The organism is uncultured Psychrobacter sp. (assembly GCF_947488565.1).
Lineage (GTDB): Bacteria > Pseudomonadota > Gammaproteobacteria > Pseudomonadales > Moraxellaceae > Psychrobacter > Psychrobacter saeujeotis.
Genome location: NZ_CANKZC010000001.1, coordinates 101425 through 120327, shown reverse-complemented (window position 1 = coordinate 120327; position 18903 = coordinate 101425). Strand labels below are relative to the sequence as shown.

Annotated in this window: 15 protein-coding genes; 8 read left to right on the top strand and 7 right to left on the bottom strand. The window is 43.0% G+C overall.

Features of this window, described 5'->3' with window-relative positions; translation table 11 throughout:
- Positions 1–194 precede the first annotated feature (194 nt).
- The 4 genes from Q0890_RS00460 (at position 195) to Q0890_RS00445 (ending at position 4950) form a co-directional block, all read left to right on the top strand.
- On the top strand, positions 195–1595 hold the full coding sequence (locus Q0890_RS00460) for a 3-oxoacyl-ACP reductase (RefSeq protein ID WP_299216069.1): 1401 nt from the start codon (positions 195–197) through the stop codon (positions 1593–1595).
- A gap of 349 nt (positions 1596–1944) precedes the next feature.
- Complete coding sequence (locus Q0890_RS00455) at positions 1945–2859, top strand: MaoC/PaaZ C-terminal domain-containing protein (RefSeq protein ID WP_299216066.1); 915 nt, start codon at positions 1945–1947, stop codon at positions 2857–2859.
- A 56-nt stretch (positions 2860–2915) separates the two neighbouring features.
- The gene (locus tag Q0890_RS00450; protein ID WP_299216063.1) at positions 2916–3431 is read left to right on the top strand and encodes a sulfur transferase domain-containing protein; all 516 of its coding nucleotides are present in this window, start codon (positions 2916–2918) and stop codon (positions 3429–3431) included.
- Positions 3432–3555: 124 nt separating this feature from the next.
- Positions 3556–4950 carry a serine hydrolase gene (locus tag Q0890_RS00445; RefSeq protein ID WP_299217958.1) on the top strand — a complete coding sequence of 465 codons (1395 nt, stop codon included), beginning with the start codon at positions 3556–3558 and terminating at the stop codon, positions 4948–4950.
- A 28-nt stretch (positions 4951–4978) separates the two neighbouring features.
- Here the strand turns inward: Q0890_RS00445 and Q0890_RS00440 are convergent, their stop codons facing one another.
- From Q0890_RS00440 to Q0890_RS00430, 3 genes are all read right to left on the bottom strand, one after another.
- The gene (locus Q0890_RS00440) at positions 4979–6229 is read right to left on the bottom strand and encodes a cation:proton antiporter (protein WP_299216060.1); all 1251 of its coding nucleotides are present in this window, start codon (positions 6227–6229) and stop codon (positions 4979–4981) included.
- A 258-nt stretch (positions 6230–6487) separates the two neighbouring features.
- Entirely contained in the window at positions 6488–8398 is a 1911-nt protein-coding gene (ilvD, locus tag Q0890_RS00435; protein WP_299216057.1) for a dihydroxy-acid dehydratase, read from the bottom strand.
- 197 nt (positions 8399–8595) lie between these two features.
- Positions 8596–9360 carry a hypothetical protein gene (locus Q0890_RS00430; protein WP_299216054.1) on the bottom strand — a complete coding sequence of 255 codons (765 nt, stop codon included), beginning with the start codon at positions 9358–9360 and terminating at the stop codon, positions 8596–8598.
- A 243-nt stretch (positions 9361–9603) separates the two neighbouring features.
- On the opposite strand from Q0890_RS00430, the gene Q0890_RS00425 reads away from it, so the two are divergent.
- The 4 genes from Q0890_RS00425 (at position 9604) to dusB (ending at position 15856) form a co-directional block, all read left to right on the top strand.
- Positions 9604–10047, top strand: a complete 444-nt coding sequence (locus Q0890_RS00425) for an HIT family protein (RefSeq protein WP_299216051.1) — start codon at positions 9604–9606, stop codon at positions 10045–10047.
- Positions 10048–10338: 291 nt separating this feature from the next.
- Positions 10339–12384 carry a BCCT family transporter gene (locus Q0890_RS00420; RefSeq protein ID WP_299216048.1) on the top strand — a complete coding sequence of 682 codons (2046 nt, stop codon included), beginning with the start codon at positions 10339–10341 and terminating at the stop codon, positions 12382–12384.
- Between the two features lie 255 nt (positions 12385–12639).
- Positions 12640–14682, top strand: a complete 2043-nt coding sequence (locus tag Q0890_RS00415) for a BCCT family transporter (protein ID WP_299216045.1) — start codon at positions 12640–12642, stop codon at positions 14680–14682.
- Positions 14683–14818: 136 nt separating this feature from the next.
- Positions 14819–15856 carry a tRNA dihydrouridine synthase DusB gene (gene dusB / locus Q0890_RS00410; protein WP_299217956.1) on the top strand — a complete coding sequence of 346 codons (1038 nt, stop codon included), beginning with the start codon at positions 14819–14821 and terminating at the stop codon, positions 15854–15856.
- 56 nt (positions 15857–15912) lie between these two features.
- On the opposite strand, the gene Q0890_RS00405 is transcribed toward dusB, so the two are convergent.
- The 4 genes from Q0890_RS00405 to Q0890_RS00390 form a co-directional block, all read right to left on the bottom strand.
- Positions 15913–16332 carry a DUF1622 domain-containing protein gene (locus Q0890_RS00405; RefSeq protein WP_299217954.1) on the bottom strand — a complete coding sequence of 140 codons (420 nt, stop codon included), beginning with the start codon at positions 16330–16332 and terminating at the stop codon, positions 15913–15915.
- Between the two features lie 54 nt (positions 16333–16386).
- Positions 16387–16854 (bottom strand): hypothetical protein, encoded by a 468-nt coding sequence (locus Q0890_RS00400; protein ID WP_299216043.1) that lies wholly within the window; start codon positions 16852–16854, stop codon positions 16387–16389.
- A gap of 359 nt (positions 16855–17213) precedes the next feature.
- Positions 17214–17744, bottom strand: coding sequence for an inorganic diphosphatase (locus Q0890_RS00395; RefSeq protein WP_299216040.1), 531 nt, complete (start codon positions 17742–17744; stop codon positions 17214–17216).
- 236 nt (positions 17745–17980) lie between these two features.
- Positions 17981–18856 carry an octanoyltransferase gene (locus Q0890_RS00390; RefSeq protein WP_299217953.1) on the bottom strand — a complete coding sequence of 292 codons (876 nt, stop codon included), beginning with the start codon at positions 18854–18856 and terminating at the stop codon, positions 17981–17983.
- Between the last annotated feature and the right edge of the window lie 47 nt (positions 18857–18903).

Here is an 18903-nt window from a genome sequence, read left to right as displayed (position 1 = left end):
TATAAGTTTGTTTTTCAAAGAAAGAGAAAGTAACTGCTGCGTTTGTAAGTCTGCGCGTTTACTCATGTTTATATCGTTGACTTTTGGACTTGTTTAGCTTAGGCGTGTATAGTTATGTCAACTTTAAATTCACTTATTAAAGACCCCTCTGTTTTCATTCATTATTGTTTTAATTTTAGATACAGGAGTATTTTATGTCAGACCGTTATGGTGATTTTGTTCAATCTTCTATTGGTAAAAAAGTGGCTAAAAACTTAGGTCTACCGCTACCAGTAAGTCTTGATCGTTTTGAGAGCGGACAACGTCTTGTACGCGGCAGTGTATTAGTTGGTTCAGCCGATGGTAATGACAATCGTGTGAGCAAGTCTATCGCGCGTATCTTGTCAGAATTGCATGCTGAAGTGTTTGTTAATAGCAGAGACAGTATTAAAGATGCCCTTGCTGATGCAAACGTAGAAGCAAAGGCCAATACAGGCAGTGAAGACAACTTTAAAGTATTATTATTTGATGCCAGCAATATCAGCAATGCAGATGAGCTCAAGCAAGTCTATGAGTTCTTTCATTTTGTGGCTCGCCGCGTAGGGAAGTCAGGTCGCGTCGTCGTTATTGGTCGTCCACCTGAAGAAATCACTGATATAGAGACCGCTTTAGCCCAGCGTGCGCTTGAAGGGTTTGTGAAGTCTGTCGGCAAGGAGTTCAAACGGGGCATTACCGCTCAATTGATCTACGTCGCTGAAGGCTCTGAAAACAATCTTGATTCAACATTGCGCTTCTTTACCTCAGCGCGTTCAGCTTATGTATCAGGACAAGTCGTACGTGTCGGTAAGGGTAATGCGGTTGAAGTAGACTGGACGCAGCCATTGGGTGGCAAGACGATGTTGGTTACGGGTGCTAGTCGCGGTATTGGTGAGGCGATCGCTCGCGTATTGGCTCGTGAAGGCGCACATGTCATCTGCCTAGATGTACCACAGCAACAAGCTGACTTACAAAAGGTTGCAAGCGAGATTAGTGGATCTACCTTAATGGTTGATATCACTAATGATGATGCCGGCGAGCAAATCGCTGAAGCTGCCAAAAAGCGTGGCGGTCTTGATGCTATCATTCATAATGCAGGGGTTACTCGTGATAAAACGCTTGCCAAAATGGATGAAAAAAAGTGGGATATGGTTATCAATATTAACCTTGCCAGTATCGCTAGATTGAATCGTTATTTACTTGATAATGATGTATTAAAAGAAGATGCCCGCATTGTATGTGTGTCTTCAATCTCTGGTATCGCAGGTAACCTTGGTCAGACCAATTATGCTACCTCTAAAGCTGGTGTCATTGGGCTGGTCGATGCGACTGCAAAACAGTTGGCAGACAATGACAAAGGCATGACGATAAATGCGGTTGCTCCAGGTTTCATTGAGACTCAGATGACTGAAGCCATTCCATTTGCGATTCGTGAAGCAGGTCGCCGTATGAATTCGATGAGTCAAGGTGGATTGCCAGTCGATGTGGCTGAAACGATTGCGTGGCTTGCTTCTCCTGCATCAGGCGGCTTAAATGGCAATATCGTACGTGTCTGTGGTCAAAGCTTGCTGGGTGCGTAGTATTTATTTATAACTGTTATTTTTCATACATAAAATATATAGATATAAATTCTGTACTAAGTTGATGATGTTACTATTGATTTATTGTATAAATCATCGTTACTTATGACAAATTTGCTAACTTATTGTAATAAAGCTGCCTATGGGTGGCTTTTTTATGTTAAAACCACAAGGTTGACAAGGTTAATAAAAATTTTGTTTTTAATAGATATTTTCATGTTTGTCTTTAGTTTTGCTTATTTAGTAACTTTTTAGTTCTGTATTTTTGAGCCAAGATGTTGCAAAATAAGCGACTAAACAGCCAATGGATGTGCTAAAAATTCGCTTAAGCCTCAATCAGGATAGATTTATGTCAGATAAACACTATGATGCGTTGCCAAAAGCGCATACCACTTACGCTAATATTATAAAGAGCCTGTTGCCTATCGGTGACAACGCAAAAGTTGGCAAAGATGAGCTGCCACAAGCGACCTACTATGTGAATGATTTGCACATCGATCAAGATAATTTAGAAGATTACCGTAAGATTTGCGGTTTTGCTGATGATGGTAAAATCCCTATTACTTATTTTTCTGTGCTCTCTCAAGCCTTACAGATGAATATGATGGTTAAAGAACCATTTCCTTTTGCGATGTTAGGGCTGGTGCATGTAGATAATAGTGTGACGCAGTATCGTCCTATTGGCGAGCGTGAGACAATCGCTATGTCCGTGTCTTTCGATAACTTACGTGATCATGCGCAAGGCCAGCAGTTTGACTTTGTGACTACGGTCAAGTCACAAGATGATGTCATTTGGGAAGGGGTCTCGACGTATTTGGCTCGTGGTAAAAAACCTGCTAGCAATGCAATTAGCAAAAACAAGCCGCGTCCGGTAACGGTTAAACCAATGGTCGATGAAGAAGGAACCCATGCGATCTTTGAGGTGCCAGAAGATATCGGACGTCGCTATGCCTTTATATCTGGGGACTTTAACCTTATTCATTTACATCCTTTATCGGCACGAGCTTTTGGGTTTCCTAAAGCTATTGCTCATGGAATGTGGTCTAAGGCCAAATGTTTGGCAATGATGGGCGAATTACCTGATGCCTATACTGCTGAAGTATCATTCAAGTTACCTATCTTTTTGCCATCTGAGGTTGAGCTGATTGCTGAATCGGTAGCCAAGCTTGATACTACTGACGATCATTGTAACTTTGGCTTATACAGCGCCAAAAACGACAAGCCGCATCTTGCTGGTGTTGTTAAGTTAATTTCAGAAGATTAATCAGTATAGTCTCAAATCAGATTAAATCTTAATATCTAACCAATATATATACGACTATGATTTTAAATACAAATGCCCAATCCTTTACAGATGAAGACGATAATCAATACCCGGTAGCTGACAATGGTATGAATCTTTCAGAGGTACTTGAGCCTTATTTTCGCCCTGATGAACAGACAATCGTTTGCGGTGCGCTTGATGAGTCCAAGGTAAAAGCGTTAGCAGCTGCAGGGGTTGAGCTTGTCATTAATTTGCAGCCTGATGATGAGCTTAGTTTCGATGAGTCAGAGGCGGTAACGCGCGCTGGCATGCATTACGAACAGCTACCTATAAGTAGTGCCAAAGATTTAAAGCAGCTCAATATCTTAGCGTTTGATAATATACTGCGCCAGTATCATGGCAAAAAAACCGCATTGCACTGCGGGTCTGGGAATAGAGCAGGGGCAGCAATTGCCTTGCGTGCTGGCTGGCTACGTGGTCGCAAGATGGATACTGCTATGGAGCGCGGACGTAGTCATGGACTGGCTGGTCTTGAGCAAGAGGTGCATAATCGATTGCTAGTACCGCGTTAATTTGATAGTAGGGTTAAAAGTGTGTTTTTAGAAGGCGACCAGTGGGTGGCCTTTTTTATTATTGTCTAGTAAAACTATCTATCATCAAAAACCAAGTGATAATTAATAAGTGAGTAAAACGACAATGCAAGATACTGCTAACAGCTATGATCGAAACGGTAGTATTAATACCAAGACACAGCAGCGCCTACAACAATTACTGACCGATTTACAGCTAGATGATGCCCCAGCAGGTGGATCACTGGTCGTTTATCAAGATGGTCAGTGTATTGCACAGGCCAGTGTCGGTATGGCGCAGCCCAATGTCTCTTGGCAACCAGAAACTTTATCCCTAAATTTTTCAACGGGCAAAGGCATATTAGCAACGTTGGTCCATGTCTTAGTGTCACAAAAATTACTTGATTATGACAGACCAATTGCCAACTATTGGCCCAAGTTTGCCTCCAATGACAAAGCTGATATCACTTTACGCTTATTAATGTCGCACCAAGCCAATTTGTTTTCGATCAATAGTATTGATGCTGATAGCGAAACCTTGCTCGAATGGGACAGTATGCTTGCTAAGGTCGCTGCAATGCCCATAACCTTGCCTGAGGATGCAACGCGATATGATAGTGCTTATAGTGCGCTGGTTTATGGCTGGATATTAGGAGGTGTCATAGAAGCGGTCACCGATATGACGCTGGCCGAAGCGTTACGTTATTATCTAACGGAGCCGCTAGGTATTGCTAATAGCTGCTACTTTGGTGTGTCAAGCGATAAGGTAGATACAGTGGCTGTATTGGTTAAGGATTTTGGGGCTTCAACGCAAGATCATAGTGTAGATAGTGTAGAGCGTCCCCAGCTTCGTTCTCGTCGAAATAAGCCTGTATTAAAACCGGACTCTGAACATACATTACGTACCTATGCAACTCTGTCAAGTTACCAATGCTGGAAACAGCATGCAGCCAAATTTCAAACAGTTGAAGAATATAATGATGACAAAAATACAGAAGAATTGTCTATACTAGATACCGCTCAGATCAACCGTCTATACCTTAATACAAATCAGTTAAATTTAAAGAACTATAAGGCTGCTCTCATACCAGCCGGCAAGCAACCTATAGATTACTATAATCGTCAAACGCTACAGGCAGTTATTCCAGCAGCCAATGGCGTTGCTTCTGCACAGGCATTAGCCACTATCTATGCCATGCTAGCCAATGGCGGCACTTGGCAAGGGCAGACTCTAATCGATAAAGCTACCTTTGCTGAATTATCTAAACCGCAGGTATTAGGAATGGATGCGGTCATGCCAGCGCATATGCATTGGCGCTTGGGCTATCATCGTTTGTTTAGCGTTTGTGCCGACACCAAAGCGGGTTTTGGACACATGGGCTATAACGGCTCGGTCGCTTGGTGCGATCCTGATCGACAGCTGTCTTTCGCCTTTATACACAATTTTGATGTAACTATGCTAAATGATATCCGCCAGTTTGCACTGACGGAAGCGGTATTAGATTTAATCGATACAGATTAAGCATACGAATTGAGGTTACAAACTTGAACTATGAGCGTGGTTTATTGGCGGTCATCTTTAATAATTTGGGCGCACTTAAACCATGCATGAAGATAGAGGCCAAGATAACAATAGAGCATACCACCCAAAGCTTAAGTGCATCCTCTTCACCAAAAAATCCATGATTAAGCGCATAGGATAAATAATATAAAGTACCAATACCTCTAATACCAAGGGCAGATATCGCATATTTTTCTGTTCGAGGTAGGTTCAGTCCTGTTAGAGCAATAATACCACCTAGCGGACGGATAAGTAGTAAGAAAGCAAAACTGACAATATAGACTCGCCATGTCAGCTCAACACCTGATTGCAACCCTTGTCCAATAAGTATGCCAAAAGCTACCAGTACTAAGGACATCAATAGACCTTCTGACTGCTCAGCAAAATCATGTAGTTTTTCATGGTAACTATGTTCATGCTCTGAGCGGCGAAAAGCAAAAGCGGCAATAAAGACAGCAATAAAACCATAACTGTGTATATATTCAGCTAGGCCATAGGCCAATAGCGTCAATGCAATGACCACATAACCTTGCGAGATAGTAGTTTCACGAGTATGCCTAGAAAAAACCACTTTTGCCAAAGCTTTTCCAACGACTATGCCGACTATTAGGCCTGCACCAATCTTCCACAATACGTCATGTGTAAACCATGACCAAAGTAGTTCACCTGAGAAGCCTTGACCTTCATTATAAGCTTCAGCGATCTTGATGGCCAGATATACAAAGGGAAATGCCAAGCCATCATTGAGTCCGGCCTCTGATGTCAAGGTAAAACGTGGCGCGTCTTCGCCCCCAGTATTAGGCGGTCCAACTTGAATGCTAGATGCCAATACAGGGTCAGTAGGCGCCAGCACGGCCCCTAGTAAAATTGCTGCACCTATGGTTAAACCAAAAGCATAATAGCCTAAGACAGCCATTGCAAAAATACCAATAGGCATAGTAATAAGTAATAATCGTACAGTAGGACGCCACAGTCGCCAAGACAATGGCGTATCAATTTTGATGCCGGCTCCAACCAGTGATACCAGCACCACAATCTCAGTGAGTTTTTCGATAATAATGCCGTGCTCCATGGGGTCCAGAAACGACAATGAAAGCCATAAATAGCCAATCACAATGCCAAAAGTAACTTGGAGCATGGGTAGAGATAAGGGTAGGGGCTTAAATATAATAGGAAAAACAGCACCAAATAAAAAAGCGATGCCGCAAACTAATAAGAATAAATTATAATTTTCAATCATAAGGTTTATGTATGCCGCTTGGTCCATTTAAAATATTTTTAAAATTTAATATGGAAAGTTGATAATAGCAATCTGTAGAAGTTGTAAGATGTAGAACATAAACGTAATCTATGAAAGCGATCAAAAACCTATAGTGACGAAAAAACGCAATAAGTTTCGCAAAAAATCGTTATCAAAACGGCAGCTGCGTTGTTTTTTGGTGAAAAAAACCAGCATAAAAGCTGGTTTGTTTCAAAAATTTGGATAGCTGCTCTGTAGTTAGCGCTCCACTTGACTCACATCTCGTATCGCACCCGTGTCTGCACTGGTCGTCATAGCAGCATAAGCACGTAGGGCAGGTGTGACATAACGCTCACGACTCACAGGCTTCCATGCATCGCGGCCGCGTGCTTCCATTGCGGCGCGACGTGCGGCTAGGTCTGCATCACTGACCTGCATATTGATGGTACGGTTTGGAATATCAATATGGATGGTATCGCCTTCTTCAACCAGACCAATCGCACCGCCTTCAGCAGCTTCTGGACTGGCGTGACCGATAGATAAGCCTGATGTACCACCAGAGAAGCGGCCATCAGTGAGTAGCGCACATTCTTTACCCAAGCCTTTTGATTTAAGATAGGTGGTTGGATACAGCATCTCTTGCATGCCAGGACCCCCTTTTGGACCTTCGAAGCGGATAATAACCACGTCACCCGCTACGATTTGATCATCAAGCACAGCTGCTACGGCTGCATCTTGTGATTCAAAAATACGCGCACGACCAGTGAAGGTTAAGATGCTTTCATCGACGCCAGCAGTTTTGACCACGCAGCCACGCTCAGCGATATTGCCATAGAGTACGGCAAGGCCACCATCTGCTGAATAGGCATGCTTGACGCTACGAATACAGCCTGACTCACGGTTGACGTCAAGGTTGGGCCATTCTTTTGACTGTGAAAACGCCTCAGTGGTACGTACGCCACCAGGTGCAGCAATGTAGCGGGCGCGCGCCTCAGTATTATCAGGATTCATGATATCCCATTTATCGATGGCTGCTTTCATGGAGGCGCTATGGATAGTCGGTATATCGGTGGTAAGTAATCCTGCTCGATCAAGCTCAGCAAGTAATGCCATCACGCCGCCAGCACGGTGTACATCTTCCATATGATATTTTTGCGAAGCAGGAGCGACTTTAGAGAGACAAGGGACACCGCGACTCAAACGGTCGATATCTGCCATTTTAAAATCTACTTCTGCTTCATTTGCCGCAGCCAATAGATGCAAGATAGTATTGGTCGAGCCGCCCATCGCAATATCTAAGCTCATTGCATTTTCAAAGGCGGCTTTGGTCGCAATAGAGCGCGGCAATACCGAATCATCGTCCTGCTCATAGCGGCGTTTGGCCAAAGATACAATCGTGCGACCTGCTTCTAAGAATAACTCGCGGCGTAATGCATGAGTTGCTAATAAAGATCCATTGCCAGGCAATGATAACCCCAAGGCTTCGGTCAAACAGTTCATTGAGTTGGCAGTAAACATACCAGAGCAAGAGCCACAAGTTGGGCACGCTGAGCTTTCAATAGCCAAGACATCTTCATCGCTAATGGTGTCATCAGCGGCATCCATCATCGCATCAACAAGGTCAAGCTTACGAATGGCGTTGCCTTTACTGTCAGTTGCATGTACGTCGCTGCCACCGTCGTTATTGTGACTGCGAGCAACGGTACTAGCGACAACTTTACCCGCTTCCATTGGCCCGCCAGAGACAAACACCACAGGCACATTTAGGCGCATGGCAGCCATCAGCATGCCAGGGGTGATCTTGTCGCAGTTAGAGATACAGACCAACGCATCAGCGCAGTGAGCATTGACCATGTACTCTACCGAGTCAGCGATGAGGTCACGACTTGGCAGCGAATACAACATACCGCTATGACCCATTGCGATACCATCATCGACGGCGATGGTATTAAACTCTTTTGCCACACCGCCCGCTTTTTCGATTTCACGCGCTACCATTTGTCCAAGATCTTTTAAATGTACGTGTCCAGGTACAAACTGAGTAAATGAGTTGGCAATCGCGATAATCGGCTTGCCAAAGTCGCCATCAGTCATGCCAGTGGCGCGCCATAGTGCGCGGGCACCTGCCATATTACGACCACCGGTAGAGGTTTTTGAGCGATAATCCATATGATATTCCTTACAAATAGGCGAGACTCGTTAAAAATATAGCCTCAGCTTTAGCTTTGATGTTTATAGTGTGCTTTTTATACAAAGTGAATACTAGTGAATAATACTAAGACGTTACCATACCATTAGATATGAATAACTAAAAACAATTCATGGGTAATGTGAAGATGTCTTACATAAAAACTGGCGTCATATGCTTAGGCGATTCGTTCTAGAATGGCTGCTTCAAACCAAGGCAATTCTGCTTTATCCGTTTCTAGCTTAGCGACAATCGTTAAAGCATGAGTAGCCAATAGCTGTTGATAGTCTGTACTAGCATTAATGATGATTAACGCCTCATCATTTGTGCTTTGCTCATCAATACTGACCAAATCTTGCTTGTCATTTTTATATAGTACATCCACACGGCCAAAAAACTGCCATTCTTTAAAAGCCGCTGTCATAGCGTCGTCTGCGTCTTTGGTATATACCTGCTGCGTTGCTTTGCCCGTATTTGTCCAATGTAGGCGTACCGCTAATTGCAGCGCTTCGCTAAACACAACCAGCGAGCCAATAACTTTTACATGCCACGGGCTGGTGATAAGCGCCTTATCAATACCGATGAGCTTGGCGGCCTCACTGGCTGTCATAGGTGTATTAAACTGAGCAAGTAGGGCGGGTGTTAACGGATGAGTCTGTTTGATCGCGTCATCTAAACTGTCGTAGTAATATAAAAACGCCAAAGGCATATCTTGAGTGAGCGTTTTTTCACTAATTTTACAGTTATGAATGCGCCAGCTGATGGTTGTATCAGTTAGAGCGTCAGCCAAAATGATGGCATTTGGCGCGATAGTTTTTGGGACGGCACCACTTACTGATGAATCCACATAATCTGACGATGCAGATGATAGTTTATCAGAGTTAGAAAATGTATCGGCATTAGAATGGGATGATAACTGAGTAGGTAGGGTAGTCAAATTCATAAACCTAGCATTGGCAGAGTGAAGGTTTAATATAACATTTAAAGCGCATACATCGCGAACAAAATAAGTGTTTAAACGATCGATATAGCGATTTAATATTTGATAAATACACCTTGTTATAAACGATAATAGTGAGAAGGTAACTTGTACTCAGGCTCTATTTCGTCCACTATATATGGCAGATAATAGGTAACCAGATAAGACAACGTATTAACCGCTAATAAATATTTAAGGAATAATATAATGAGTCAAGATAATCAAGTAGTCAAGTACGATGACAATAACATCTTTGCCAAAATGTTAAACAGCGATATTCCGCACCATAAGGTGTACGAAGATGATAAAACGCTCGCTTTTATGGACATCATGCCGCAGGCAGAAGGTCATGTACTGGTCATCCCTAAGCAAAAGGCCATTGATTTGGCAGATCTTGAGCCAGAGTATGCAGCAGCTGTGTTGATGACTTCTAAAAAGGTGATGCAAGCGCAGCGTCAGGTATTTGCGCGTGAAGGTATTATTCAGATGCAGCTAAATGGCGCACAAGCAGGACAAACAGTGTTTCATTACCATGTGCACCTAATACCGGGAAACATACATGAGTTGGGTATTCATGCTGCCAAACAAGCGGATGGCGAAGCGCTTGCTAATATGGCACAGAAACTTGCAGCAGCGATTTCAGATTTTTAATAGAGTGCTATTTTTTTGGGTTATATAAATTAATTACATCAGATAAAGGCGTTAAGTCCTAATAAACCCGGGATAGATATAAAGAGGTAGCTGACAAGCTACCTTTTTTATTGCTTGGTAATAGTCATGTAACAAGCGTTAAATTAGTGTTACAAGATAAGCTTATATCTGGGGTTTGATTGGATAGTGTGGTAAAAAACATGTTTTATTGGGCGCGTTTGTTCTACTTCACCTATACGAATGAGTTTTTCGTTCGATAAAAGTGCCTTTAATTTGAGGACAATGTCTTTTATGAGTAAATTACCTCGCTCCACTATTTTGTTGCCAGTATTTGTACCAGCTGCTGCCATAATGCTGCTATTGGTAATTGGCACCGCAATCAATCCAGAAGCTGCTGGCGAGTTATTTAGTTCAGTACTGGCGTTTACCACCGATACTTTCGGTTGGTTTTATATGTTGGCAGTCGCTATATTTTTGATGTTTATTATTGCTTTAGCCTTTTCGCCTTATGGCGGTATTAAGCTGGGTCCTGACCATGCAGAGGCTGAGTATAATTTTCTTGAATGGTTTGCCATGCTATTTTCAGCAGGTTACGGCATTGCGTTGCTATTTTATGGTGTCGCTGAACCTGTGCTACATTTTGCCAGTCCGCCACTCTCAGAGCCTCAAACGATTGCTGCTGCTAAAGAGGCGATGCAGATTGCCTATTTTCATTGGGGATTCCACATTTGGGCGATATATGGCGTGGTAGGTTTGTCATTGGCATATTTCTCTTTTCGTCATGGGTTGCCATTGTCAGTGCGCTCAACGTTATATCCATTAATTGGTGACAAAATTCATGGGCCTATTGGGCATACGGTTGACGTGTTTGCGATTGTAGGCACGATGTTCGGTATTGCCACCAGTTTGGGTTTATCGGTAGCGCAAATCAATGCAGGTTTGAATTACTTATTACCTAACACGGTGCCAGTAAGCACGACAGTGCAAGTCATTATTATCGCTTTGGTTACGGCAGCGGCGCTCGTCTCTGTACTGGCTGGAATGGATAAGGGTGTTAAACGGTTGTCTATCCTAAACATGGTCTTGGCAACAGCGCTGATGCTATTTGTATTTGTCGTCGGTCCATCAGTATTTATCTTAAATGCCTTTATGGAAAATACGGGTAGCTATTTGGGCAATATTGTTGAGCGTACTTTTAGTTTGCAAGCTTATCGGTCGAGTGATTGGATTGGTAGTTGGACGTTATTTATCTTTGCTTGGACGATCGCATGGGCGCCATTTGTCGGTTTGTTTATTGCTAAGATTAGTCGTGGTCGTACCATTCGTGAGTTTGTACTGGGTGTGATGCTAGTACCAACGCTGTTTACATTCTTTTGGTTTTCAGTATTCGGTGATACCGCGCTACATATGATTATGGTTGATGGTTACGATGCTTTGATTGGGGAGGTGCAAAATAACCAAGCGATAGCATTGTTTAAACTGTTAGAGAATTTGCCGTTTACACAGATAGTTTCATCATTAACGGTTCTATTGATTATCACCTTCTTTGTGACGTCATCGGATTCAGGGTCGCTGGTCATTGACTCACTTGCTGCAGGTGGACGCAGTGATACGCCGTGGTGGCAGCGTTCGTTTTGGGTGGTAACTGAAGGTGCAGTCGCGGCAGCGCTACTGATTGCTGGCGGTCTGAGTGCCCTACAAACTGCTGCTATCGTCAGCGCGCTACCTTTTGCGGTCATCATATTGATCTCTACGTTTGGTATGTGGCGTGCGCTACGTATCGAGGGGCATCGCAACGAGAGCTTAGCCAATGACAACCATCTGCCACCGCATTTACTCAAACTAGATGCATGGCGTGACCGTATTGATTATATAACCCATCAACCAACGCGCGACAAGGTGCTGGACTATATTAAAGGCACGGTTTTATCTTCAATGCATGAAGTTGCAGAAAAGTTTGAAGAGACAGGCTGGTTACCTGAGGTGAATTATGATGAGGTTAATGATCGTGCAGTGCTTGAATTAAGACGTGGTGATAACGTTGAGTTCTGGTACGAGGTTCGTTTGTCCGAGCATGAGATTCCTGATTATTATACTGAAGATATGGCCAATACTTTACCACAAGAACATCACCACCGTGCTGAAGTATATCTGCGCCGTGGTGGTCAAACCTATGATTTGTATGGCTATCAATCAGAGTCGGTGATTAACGATATCATCGATCAGTTTGAGAAATATCTACACTTTGTCAATGTGTCGCCAGACATTTTACCTTGGCGTATGCAAGAGCATGATGATGATATTACGCTTGAGCAAGGTAGTGTGTTTGATAAGTAAGTATCAAATCATTTGATTGTCACTAAAGGCAGCTAGATGGCTGCCTTTTTTGCTATAGAAAACGTCCTTTTCATTATAATTTAAAAGCGCTATGGTTAACGCTATTATAAACTATCGCTTACTAGGCTTATGGATGAATGAATTGTCGACAAGCGTTATTTATGCATACTAAGAACATATAAATACTTTAAAAAAACAGATGTTATATAAGCGTATCATACACCTATTTAAATTTATGATTTTTGAGAACCTTTTATGAGTAAGCTATCTCGTTCGACTATTTTGATGCCGGTATTTATACCGACTGCTGTGGTCATGGTATTGTTGGTGATCGGTGCTTCGGTCAATCCACAACTGGCAAGTGGTTTGTTTGCACAAGTGCTGGGCTTTACCACCGAGACTTTTGGTTGGTTTTATATGCTGGCCACAGCGCTGTTTTTGATGTTTATCGTGATTTTGGCATTTTCACCTTATGGCAGTATTAAGCTAGGTCCTGATCATGGTACAGCGCAATATAATTTTATTGAATGGATCTCTATGCTGTTTTCGGCAGGATACGGTATCGCCTTATTGTTCTATGGTGTTGCTGAGCCTGTGATTCACTTTGCCACGCCGCCGCTATCAGAGCCGCAAACCATTGCTGCAGCCAAAGAGGCGATGCAAATTGCTTATTTCCATTGGGGTTTTCATATTTGGGCCATTAACGGTGTGGTGGCACTCACCTTGGCTTATTTTGCTTTTCGACATGGTTTGCCTTTGTCAATGCGCTCGACGCTGTATCCGATAATTGGCGAAAAAATCCATGGCCCCATCGGTCATGCGGTTGATGTATTTGCTATTTTGGGCACTTTGTTTGGCCTAGCAACCAGTTTGGGTATCTCTGTTTCGCAAATTAACACCGGCTTGAACTACTTGGTGCCGAGTATTCCAGTTAATTCCACCGTACAGGTTATTGCAATCACCGTAATAACAGGCTTGGCACTGATATCAGTGTTGGCAGGTATGGATAAGGGCGTCAAACGCCTGTCTATCTTAAATATGACACTCGCGACCTCCCTCATGCTGTTTGTATTTATCGTCGGTCCTTCAGTGTTTATTCTAAATGCCTTTATGGAGAACACAGGCAGCTATCTGGGCAATATCGTTGAACGTACCTTTAGTTTGCAAGCCTATCAGCAAGGCGATTGGATCACCAGTTGGACGTTGTTTATCTTTGCCTGGACGATTTCATGGTCACCGTTTGTCGGTATCTTTATTGCCAAGATTAGCCGCGGGCGTACTATTCGTGAGTTTATCGCCGGTATAATGCTAGTACCGACTATCTTTACTTTCTTTTGGTTTGCCGTGTTTGGTGATACGGCGCTAAATATGATTATGGTACAAGGCTATGAGTCCCTCATTAGTGAAGTACAGGACAACCAAGCTATCGCTCTATTTAAGCTGCTTGAAAACCTACCATTTACTCAAGTGGTATCTGCTCTAGCGGTTGTACTTATTATTACCTTTTTTATCACTTCTTCTGACTCTGGATCGTTGGTGATTGACTCGCTAGCTGCAGGAGGGCGTAGCGACACGCCAGCATGGCAGCGCACGTTTTGGGTGGTGATATTGGGTATTGTCGCCTCGGTACTGCTACTGGCAGGTGGGCTACAAGCTCTGCAAACGGCAGCCATCGTCAGTGCCTTACCGTTTACAATGATTATCTTGATTGCAATGTTTGGTATGTGGCGGGCGCTGCGCATTGAAGGTCACCGTGATGAAAGCTTGGCAAATGAAAACCGTTTGCCGCCGCATCTGCTTAAGCTTGAATCATGGCGCAATCGGATTGATTACATCACTGAGCAACCCAGCCGTGAAGATGTTTTGGGCTATATTAAAGGGACGGTCATGTCATCAATGAAGGAGGTAGCGGAGAAGTTTAAGGAAACGGGTTGGCATCCTGAAGTGAACTATGATGACACCAATAACCGGGCGGTATTAGAACTACAGTATGGCGATGATGTGGAGTTTTGGTATGAAGTGCGGTTGACGCACCAAGACATACCTGTTTACTATAAGGACAGGGTCAGCAGTGAGATATCGCAAGATCACTATTACCGTGCCAAGGTCCACTTGCGCCGCGGTGGTCAGGTTTATGACTTGTACGGTTATCAATCAGAGTCAGTGATTAACGATATCATCGATCAGTTTGAAAAATATCTGTACTTCTTAGAAGAGTCGCCGAACAGTCTGCCATGGCGTATGCAGGAGCATGACGACGATATTACGCTAGAGCAGGGCAGTGTGTTTGATAAGTAGTATGTTTGATAAATAGCTGGTTTCATTATTAAAACTGAGTATGAGTTGTTGCAAGTTATTCACCTGAATGGCTTGCATTAAAATCAAGAACCCTTAGAATAACGGCTTGTTTTCTATGCAAATCAAGCCGTTTTTTATGCCTATAAATAATCCAGCTCATTCTGAATCGGTCGTACAATCTGCCAGCGATCATCCATTGTTGCAGCCGCTTAATATTGGCGGTTTGTCGATTGAAAATCGTCTGATGGTCGCACCAATGGCAGGCGTGACAGACAATCCTTTTCGTAGATTATGCAAATCCTTTGGGGCAGGGCATGCGGTTAGTGAGATGATTATCGCTGATACGGCGCTTTATGCGCGCAAAAAATCTCTCTATCGGGCCAATTTCGATAATGAGATAGCACCAATTTCTGCACAAATAGCAGGAGCTGAGCCGGATAAACTTGCCGAGGCGGCGCGTTATCAGATTGATAATGGCGCGCAGATTATTGATATTAATATGGGCTGCCCTGCCAAAAAAGTCTGTCGCAAGCTGGCAGGTTCTGCATTGCTGCAAGACGAAGATTTGGTTGCACGCTTACTTGATGTTACTGTTAATGCAGTCAATGCACCGGTGACACTAAAGACGCGTTTAGGTTTTGAGAATGGACGGGAAAATATCTTGCGGGTGGCCAAGCGAGCTGAGCAAGCGGGGATAGCAGCGATTGCTATTCACGGACGCACGCGTGAGGACATGTATACGGGCACCGCACGTTATGAGCTGATACGAGAAGTCAAAGAGAGTATCAGTATTCCTGTCATTGCCAATGGCGATATCGATAGCGCGCAAAAAGCCCAACAGGTCTATGAGATGACAGGATGTGATGCGGTGATGATAGGACGGGCTGCCCAAGGACAACCATGGTTATTTCGGGATATTGAGCATTTTTTACGTACTGGCGAGAGCCTTGATGCGCCAAGTGTTAGCGAGATAAAAGACATCGTACTGGCCCATCTACAAGAGTTATATGATTTTTATGGTGAATACTCAGGTTGCCGTATTGCCCGTAAGCACATCGCTTGGTACACCACTGGCATCCCTAACTCTAATGCTTTTCGCCAAGCAATGTATGGCGAAGAAAGTACCGCTGGACAGTTTCGCGTGGTCGAAGATTTTTTGCAAACGCACGAATAACTTAAATAAATGTCATACCAAAAGTATTATTTATAACCCGCATTTTGAGTTTGAGCTTAAGGGTCTAAATCTGCGCTTGGATTTAGATTATCAGAATTTTCATTATAAAGTTTTTGATTCACACGCTGTGTCCCCTGCGGTGATTTTTCTTTTTGCCACGGGAAGCGTCCTTCTAGCTCAACTTGTAGTGATAAGCTCAAAAAAGTTCGAATGAGTACGATAAAACCCAATACCAAAACGCCGCGTAACGTCGGCTCTGTGACCACGGTTGCCATAATGTCGGCAGCGATAAGCACCTCTAAGCCTAATAAAATAGACTTACCAACGGTCTGTCTGATCTCGACATAGGTATCATGATTGAAGCCGTTAGATAATCGAATGCCGCGATAAAACGCGAAGAACAAACCGAAAAACATAATAAGTACACCAATGGTTTCAACTACCTTGGCAACCAAATCGATATAATGAGCTAGCATTTCTATCACAATATATCCTTATTATCAAAAGCACTTAGTGAAATAAAAAATTAGTTAACCAAAGACCCGCCACAATATCCAAAACATTCCTGCCATGATAGCTGCAATCACCAACAGCCTCTTAGCCCAGTAGGGAACAAGCGGTTTTTTGTAACCAATATCGTCCAATTTACTATCGACGCCTCTTTGTAAGCTTTTAAAACCTTGCTCAGATTGGGTGGTCTTGACACGGTGCTTGACAAGCGTTTCAGGCTGGGTTTCTACTTCTGGCTCTCTATCAAAACTCAAGGCCTCATTTGGAATGCCTTGTTTGTTAGCAATCGTCGTCAGGTTTTGATGTTGTTTATTCTTAATCTCGGTCTCATAGGCGTCAATACGTAATTTTGCTGCGTCCATGCTGATATTTTCATCTTGAGCCAATGTCTTGATTGCCATTGCTAGATTGCCTTTTTCAACCATCATACCAATAGACTTGGGTAGCTTTGCACTGACAGGTTTTGAGTTTGAGTCGGAGTTAAACATGATAATCCTTACTATTTAATGACATTAGAGCACTTACCAAGAATAGCGCATATTATAACAATGTTGTCTCTATAAAATTATTGTTGGATGGTACAGTTGACACTAAATTAAATAGATACACTATATGACGACACGCGACTGGGAAAATTTTCTTACGTGCTGTGTCTAGGCTGACAAAGGCTGCGCAACATTTATCTCAATCTCACTGTCTCTTTTTTATATTGGTATGACGAGTAAGGCAAACCCTTTACAACTTGATAGTTTTTCAATATGACCTAGATTTACACAAAAAAATACCGCCGTCATAAAGATGATGGCGGTATTTTAAATGCTACTTATTGGTTATCTAAAACGACAATTTACATATCTTTCCAACGCTGGATAGACTCTTTAATGACTTCTTTCGCTTCCGCGACATCACCCCATGATTCGACCACGGTCGTACCTGCTTTTTTAAGGTCTTTATAGTGGCTAAAGTGGAAGTGTAATTGCTTGATGAGCTGCTCTGGCAGATCTTCTAGGCTGTTATAAGCGTTGTCGTTGTTGCGATCATCAGCTGGTACGACGACGATTTTGTCATCCACTTCGCCATCATCAACGAACTTCATCACGCCGATAACTTTGGCTTTTAAGAAAATACCAGTCGTTAGTGGTTGCTCAGTAATGATTAGCGCGTCAAGCTCATCGCCATCTTCATCAAGGGTTTGCGGGATAAAACCATAGTTGCAAGGTTTGGCAAAAATTTGTGGATCAATACGATCAAGCTCGAACACAGCCAATTCGCGATTCCACTCGATTTTGTGACTGCTGCCAGTTGGGATTTCGACTACGACATTAATAATGCCGCCATCAACATCGCCTGCGTCTAAGATTTTATTGAAATCTGCCATAAAATACTCCTATTTGCTTTTGTTATAAATGCTTGATTGGTTAAAAATGTTTAAGGGATGATATGGGGCGTAGGATGTGTATCGCTGCGCCTCATTTGTGCCGCCTGCGAGTATAGCAAGTTTGACTTAAATTTTCTCATTAAGCTTAAGTCTAAGAAGGCACGATATTATGCAGAATAAGACTCAATACTACAAATTGGCAAAAGACGATTAACACAAGACGTTAAGTTTAGCTGCTATTTATAGGAGGCGATTGGACGTAATTCAATCAGGCCTGCATGACGTTTAGCAATGTTATCGATGAGCTTTTGGGTAATTTGCTCATAACTTAATACTTCGTTTATTTGCTGATTCTGTTGCTTGCTCATTGCTACAAAATCAGCCAATCGTAGCATCTGCATGCCAGCATAACCGCAAGGGTTAATCGCATTAAATGCTGACAAATCGCAATCTAAATTAAGCGCAATACCATGATAGCTAAAGCCATGTTTAATCTTGAAGCCTAATGAGGCAATTTTACCGATCATGATCGTGTCTTCTACTGATGAGACAGATTGTTTATCTATATCGCTATTACCCTCAGTATCGTCATTGGATGTATGAGACATGTTGGCATATAAATAGACACCTGGCGCATCACGGCGCGAATGGGCACTAATGGTGCTACTCATATCGTTACTGTCAAATGGCGATAGACTCTTTAGACAGTCGTTGACGACATCTTCTATCGCTTGTTCGGCATGTGATACTAGATTTCGGACACTCCAGCCAAGACTGTGTAAGTCAAATAGCCAATATACAACCAGTTGTCCATGGCCATGCCACGTGACTTGTCCACCGCGATCGGTCTTAATAATAGGCGTGTCTGTATGCTGTAATATGTGCTCTTCTTTACCTGCCTGACCTAGGGTATAGACATCATTATGATCGACTATCCATAATTCATCAGGCGTACGTAAGCTTTGCTCTTTTTTTAAAGCAATGCGCTCAAGTGTGCGCTCAAGCATCGCATTATGAGTTGCATTATAGTCTGCAGAAGATAACGACTTACTGACAAGCATATCGCTAATTTGTGTCGCCTGTTGCAATGTTTCTTGTGAGGTTGTTTGCATAGTTTTTAGTGTGGGCTTTGGCATGAGGGTCAGCTTCTTATTGTGGT

Bases quoted from the DNA above. Each gene is read 5' to 3' on its own strand.
- Q0890_RS00460 (WP_299216069.1), top strand. From the start codon at position 195: ATGTCAGACCGTTATGGTGATTTTGTTCAATCTTCTATTGGTAAAAAA.
- Q0890_RS00455 (WP_299216066.1), top strand. From the start codon at position 1,945: ATGTCAGATAAACACTATGATGCGTTGCCAAAAGCGCATACCACTTAC.
- Q0890_RS00450 (WP_299216063.1), top strand. From the start codon at position 2,916: ATGATTTTAAATACAAATGCCCAATCCTTTACAGATGAAGACGATAAT.
- Q0890_RS00445 (WP_299217958.1), top strand. From the start codon at position 3,556: ATGCAAGATACTGCTAACAGCTATGATCGAAACGGTAGTATTAATACC.
- Q0890_RS00440 (WP_299216060.1), bottom strand. From the start codon at position 6,229: ATGATTGAAAATTATAATTTATTCTTATTAGTTTGCGGCATCGCTTTT.
- ilvD (WP_299216057.1), bottom strand. From the start codon at position 8,398: ATGGATTATCGCTCAAAAACCTCTACCGGTGGTCGTAATATGGCAGGT.
- Q0890_RS00430 (WP_299216054.1), bottom strand. From the start codon at position 9,360: ATGAATTTGACTACCCTACCTACTCAGTTATCATCCCATTCTAATGCC.
- Q0890_RS00425 (WP_299216051.1), top strand. From the start codon at position 9,604: ATGAGTCAAGATAATCAAGTAGTCAAGTACGATGACAATAACATCTTT.
- Q0890_RS00420 (WP_299216048.1), top strand. From the start codon at position 10,339: ATGAGTAAATTACCTCGCTCCACTATTTTGTTGCCAGTATTTGTACCA.
- Q0890_RS00415 (WP_299216045.1), top strand. From the start codon at position 12,640: ATGAGTAAGCTATCTCGTTCGACTATTTTGATGCCGGTATTTATACCG.
- dusB (WP_299217956.1), top strand. From the start codon at position 14,819: ATGCCTATAAATAATCCAGCTCATTCTGAATCGGTCGTACAATCTGCC.
- Q0890_RS00405 (WP_299217954.1), bottom strand. From the start codon at position 16,332: ATGCTAGCTCATTATATCGATTTGGTTGCCAAGGTAGTTGAAACCATT.
- Q0890_RS00400 (WP_299216043.1), bottom strand. From the start codon at position 16,854: ATGTTTAACTCCGACTCAAACTCAAAACCTGTCAGTGCAAAGCTACCC.
- Q0890_RS00395 (WP_299216040.1), bottom strand. From the start codon at position 17,744: ATGGCAGATTTCAATAAAATCTTAGACGCAGGCGATGTTGATGGCGGC.
- Q0890_RS00390 (WP_299217953.1), bottom strand. From the start codon at position 18,856: ATGCAAACAACCTCACAAGAAACATTGCAACAGGCGACACAAATTAGC.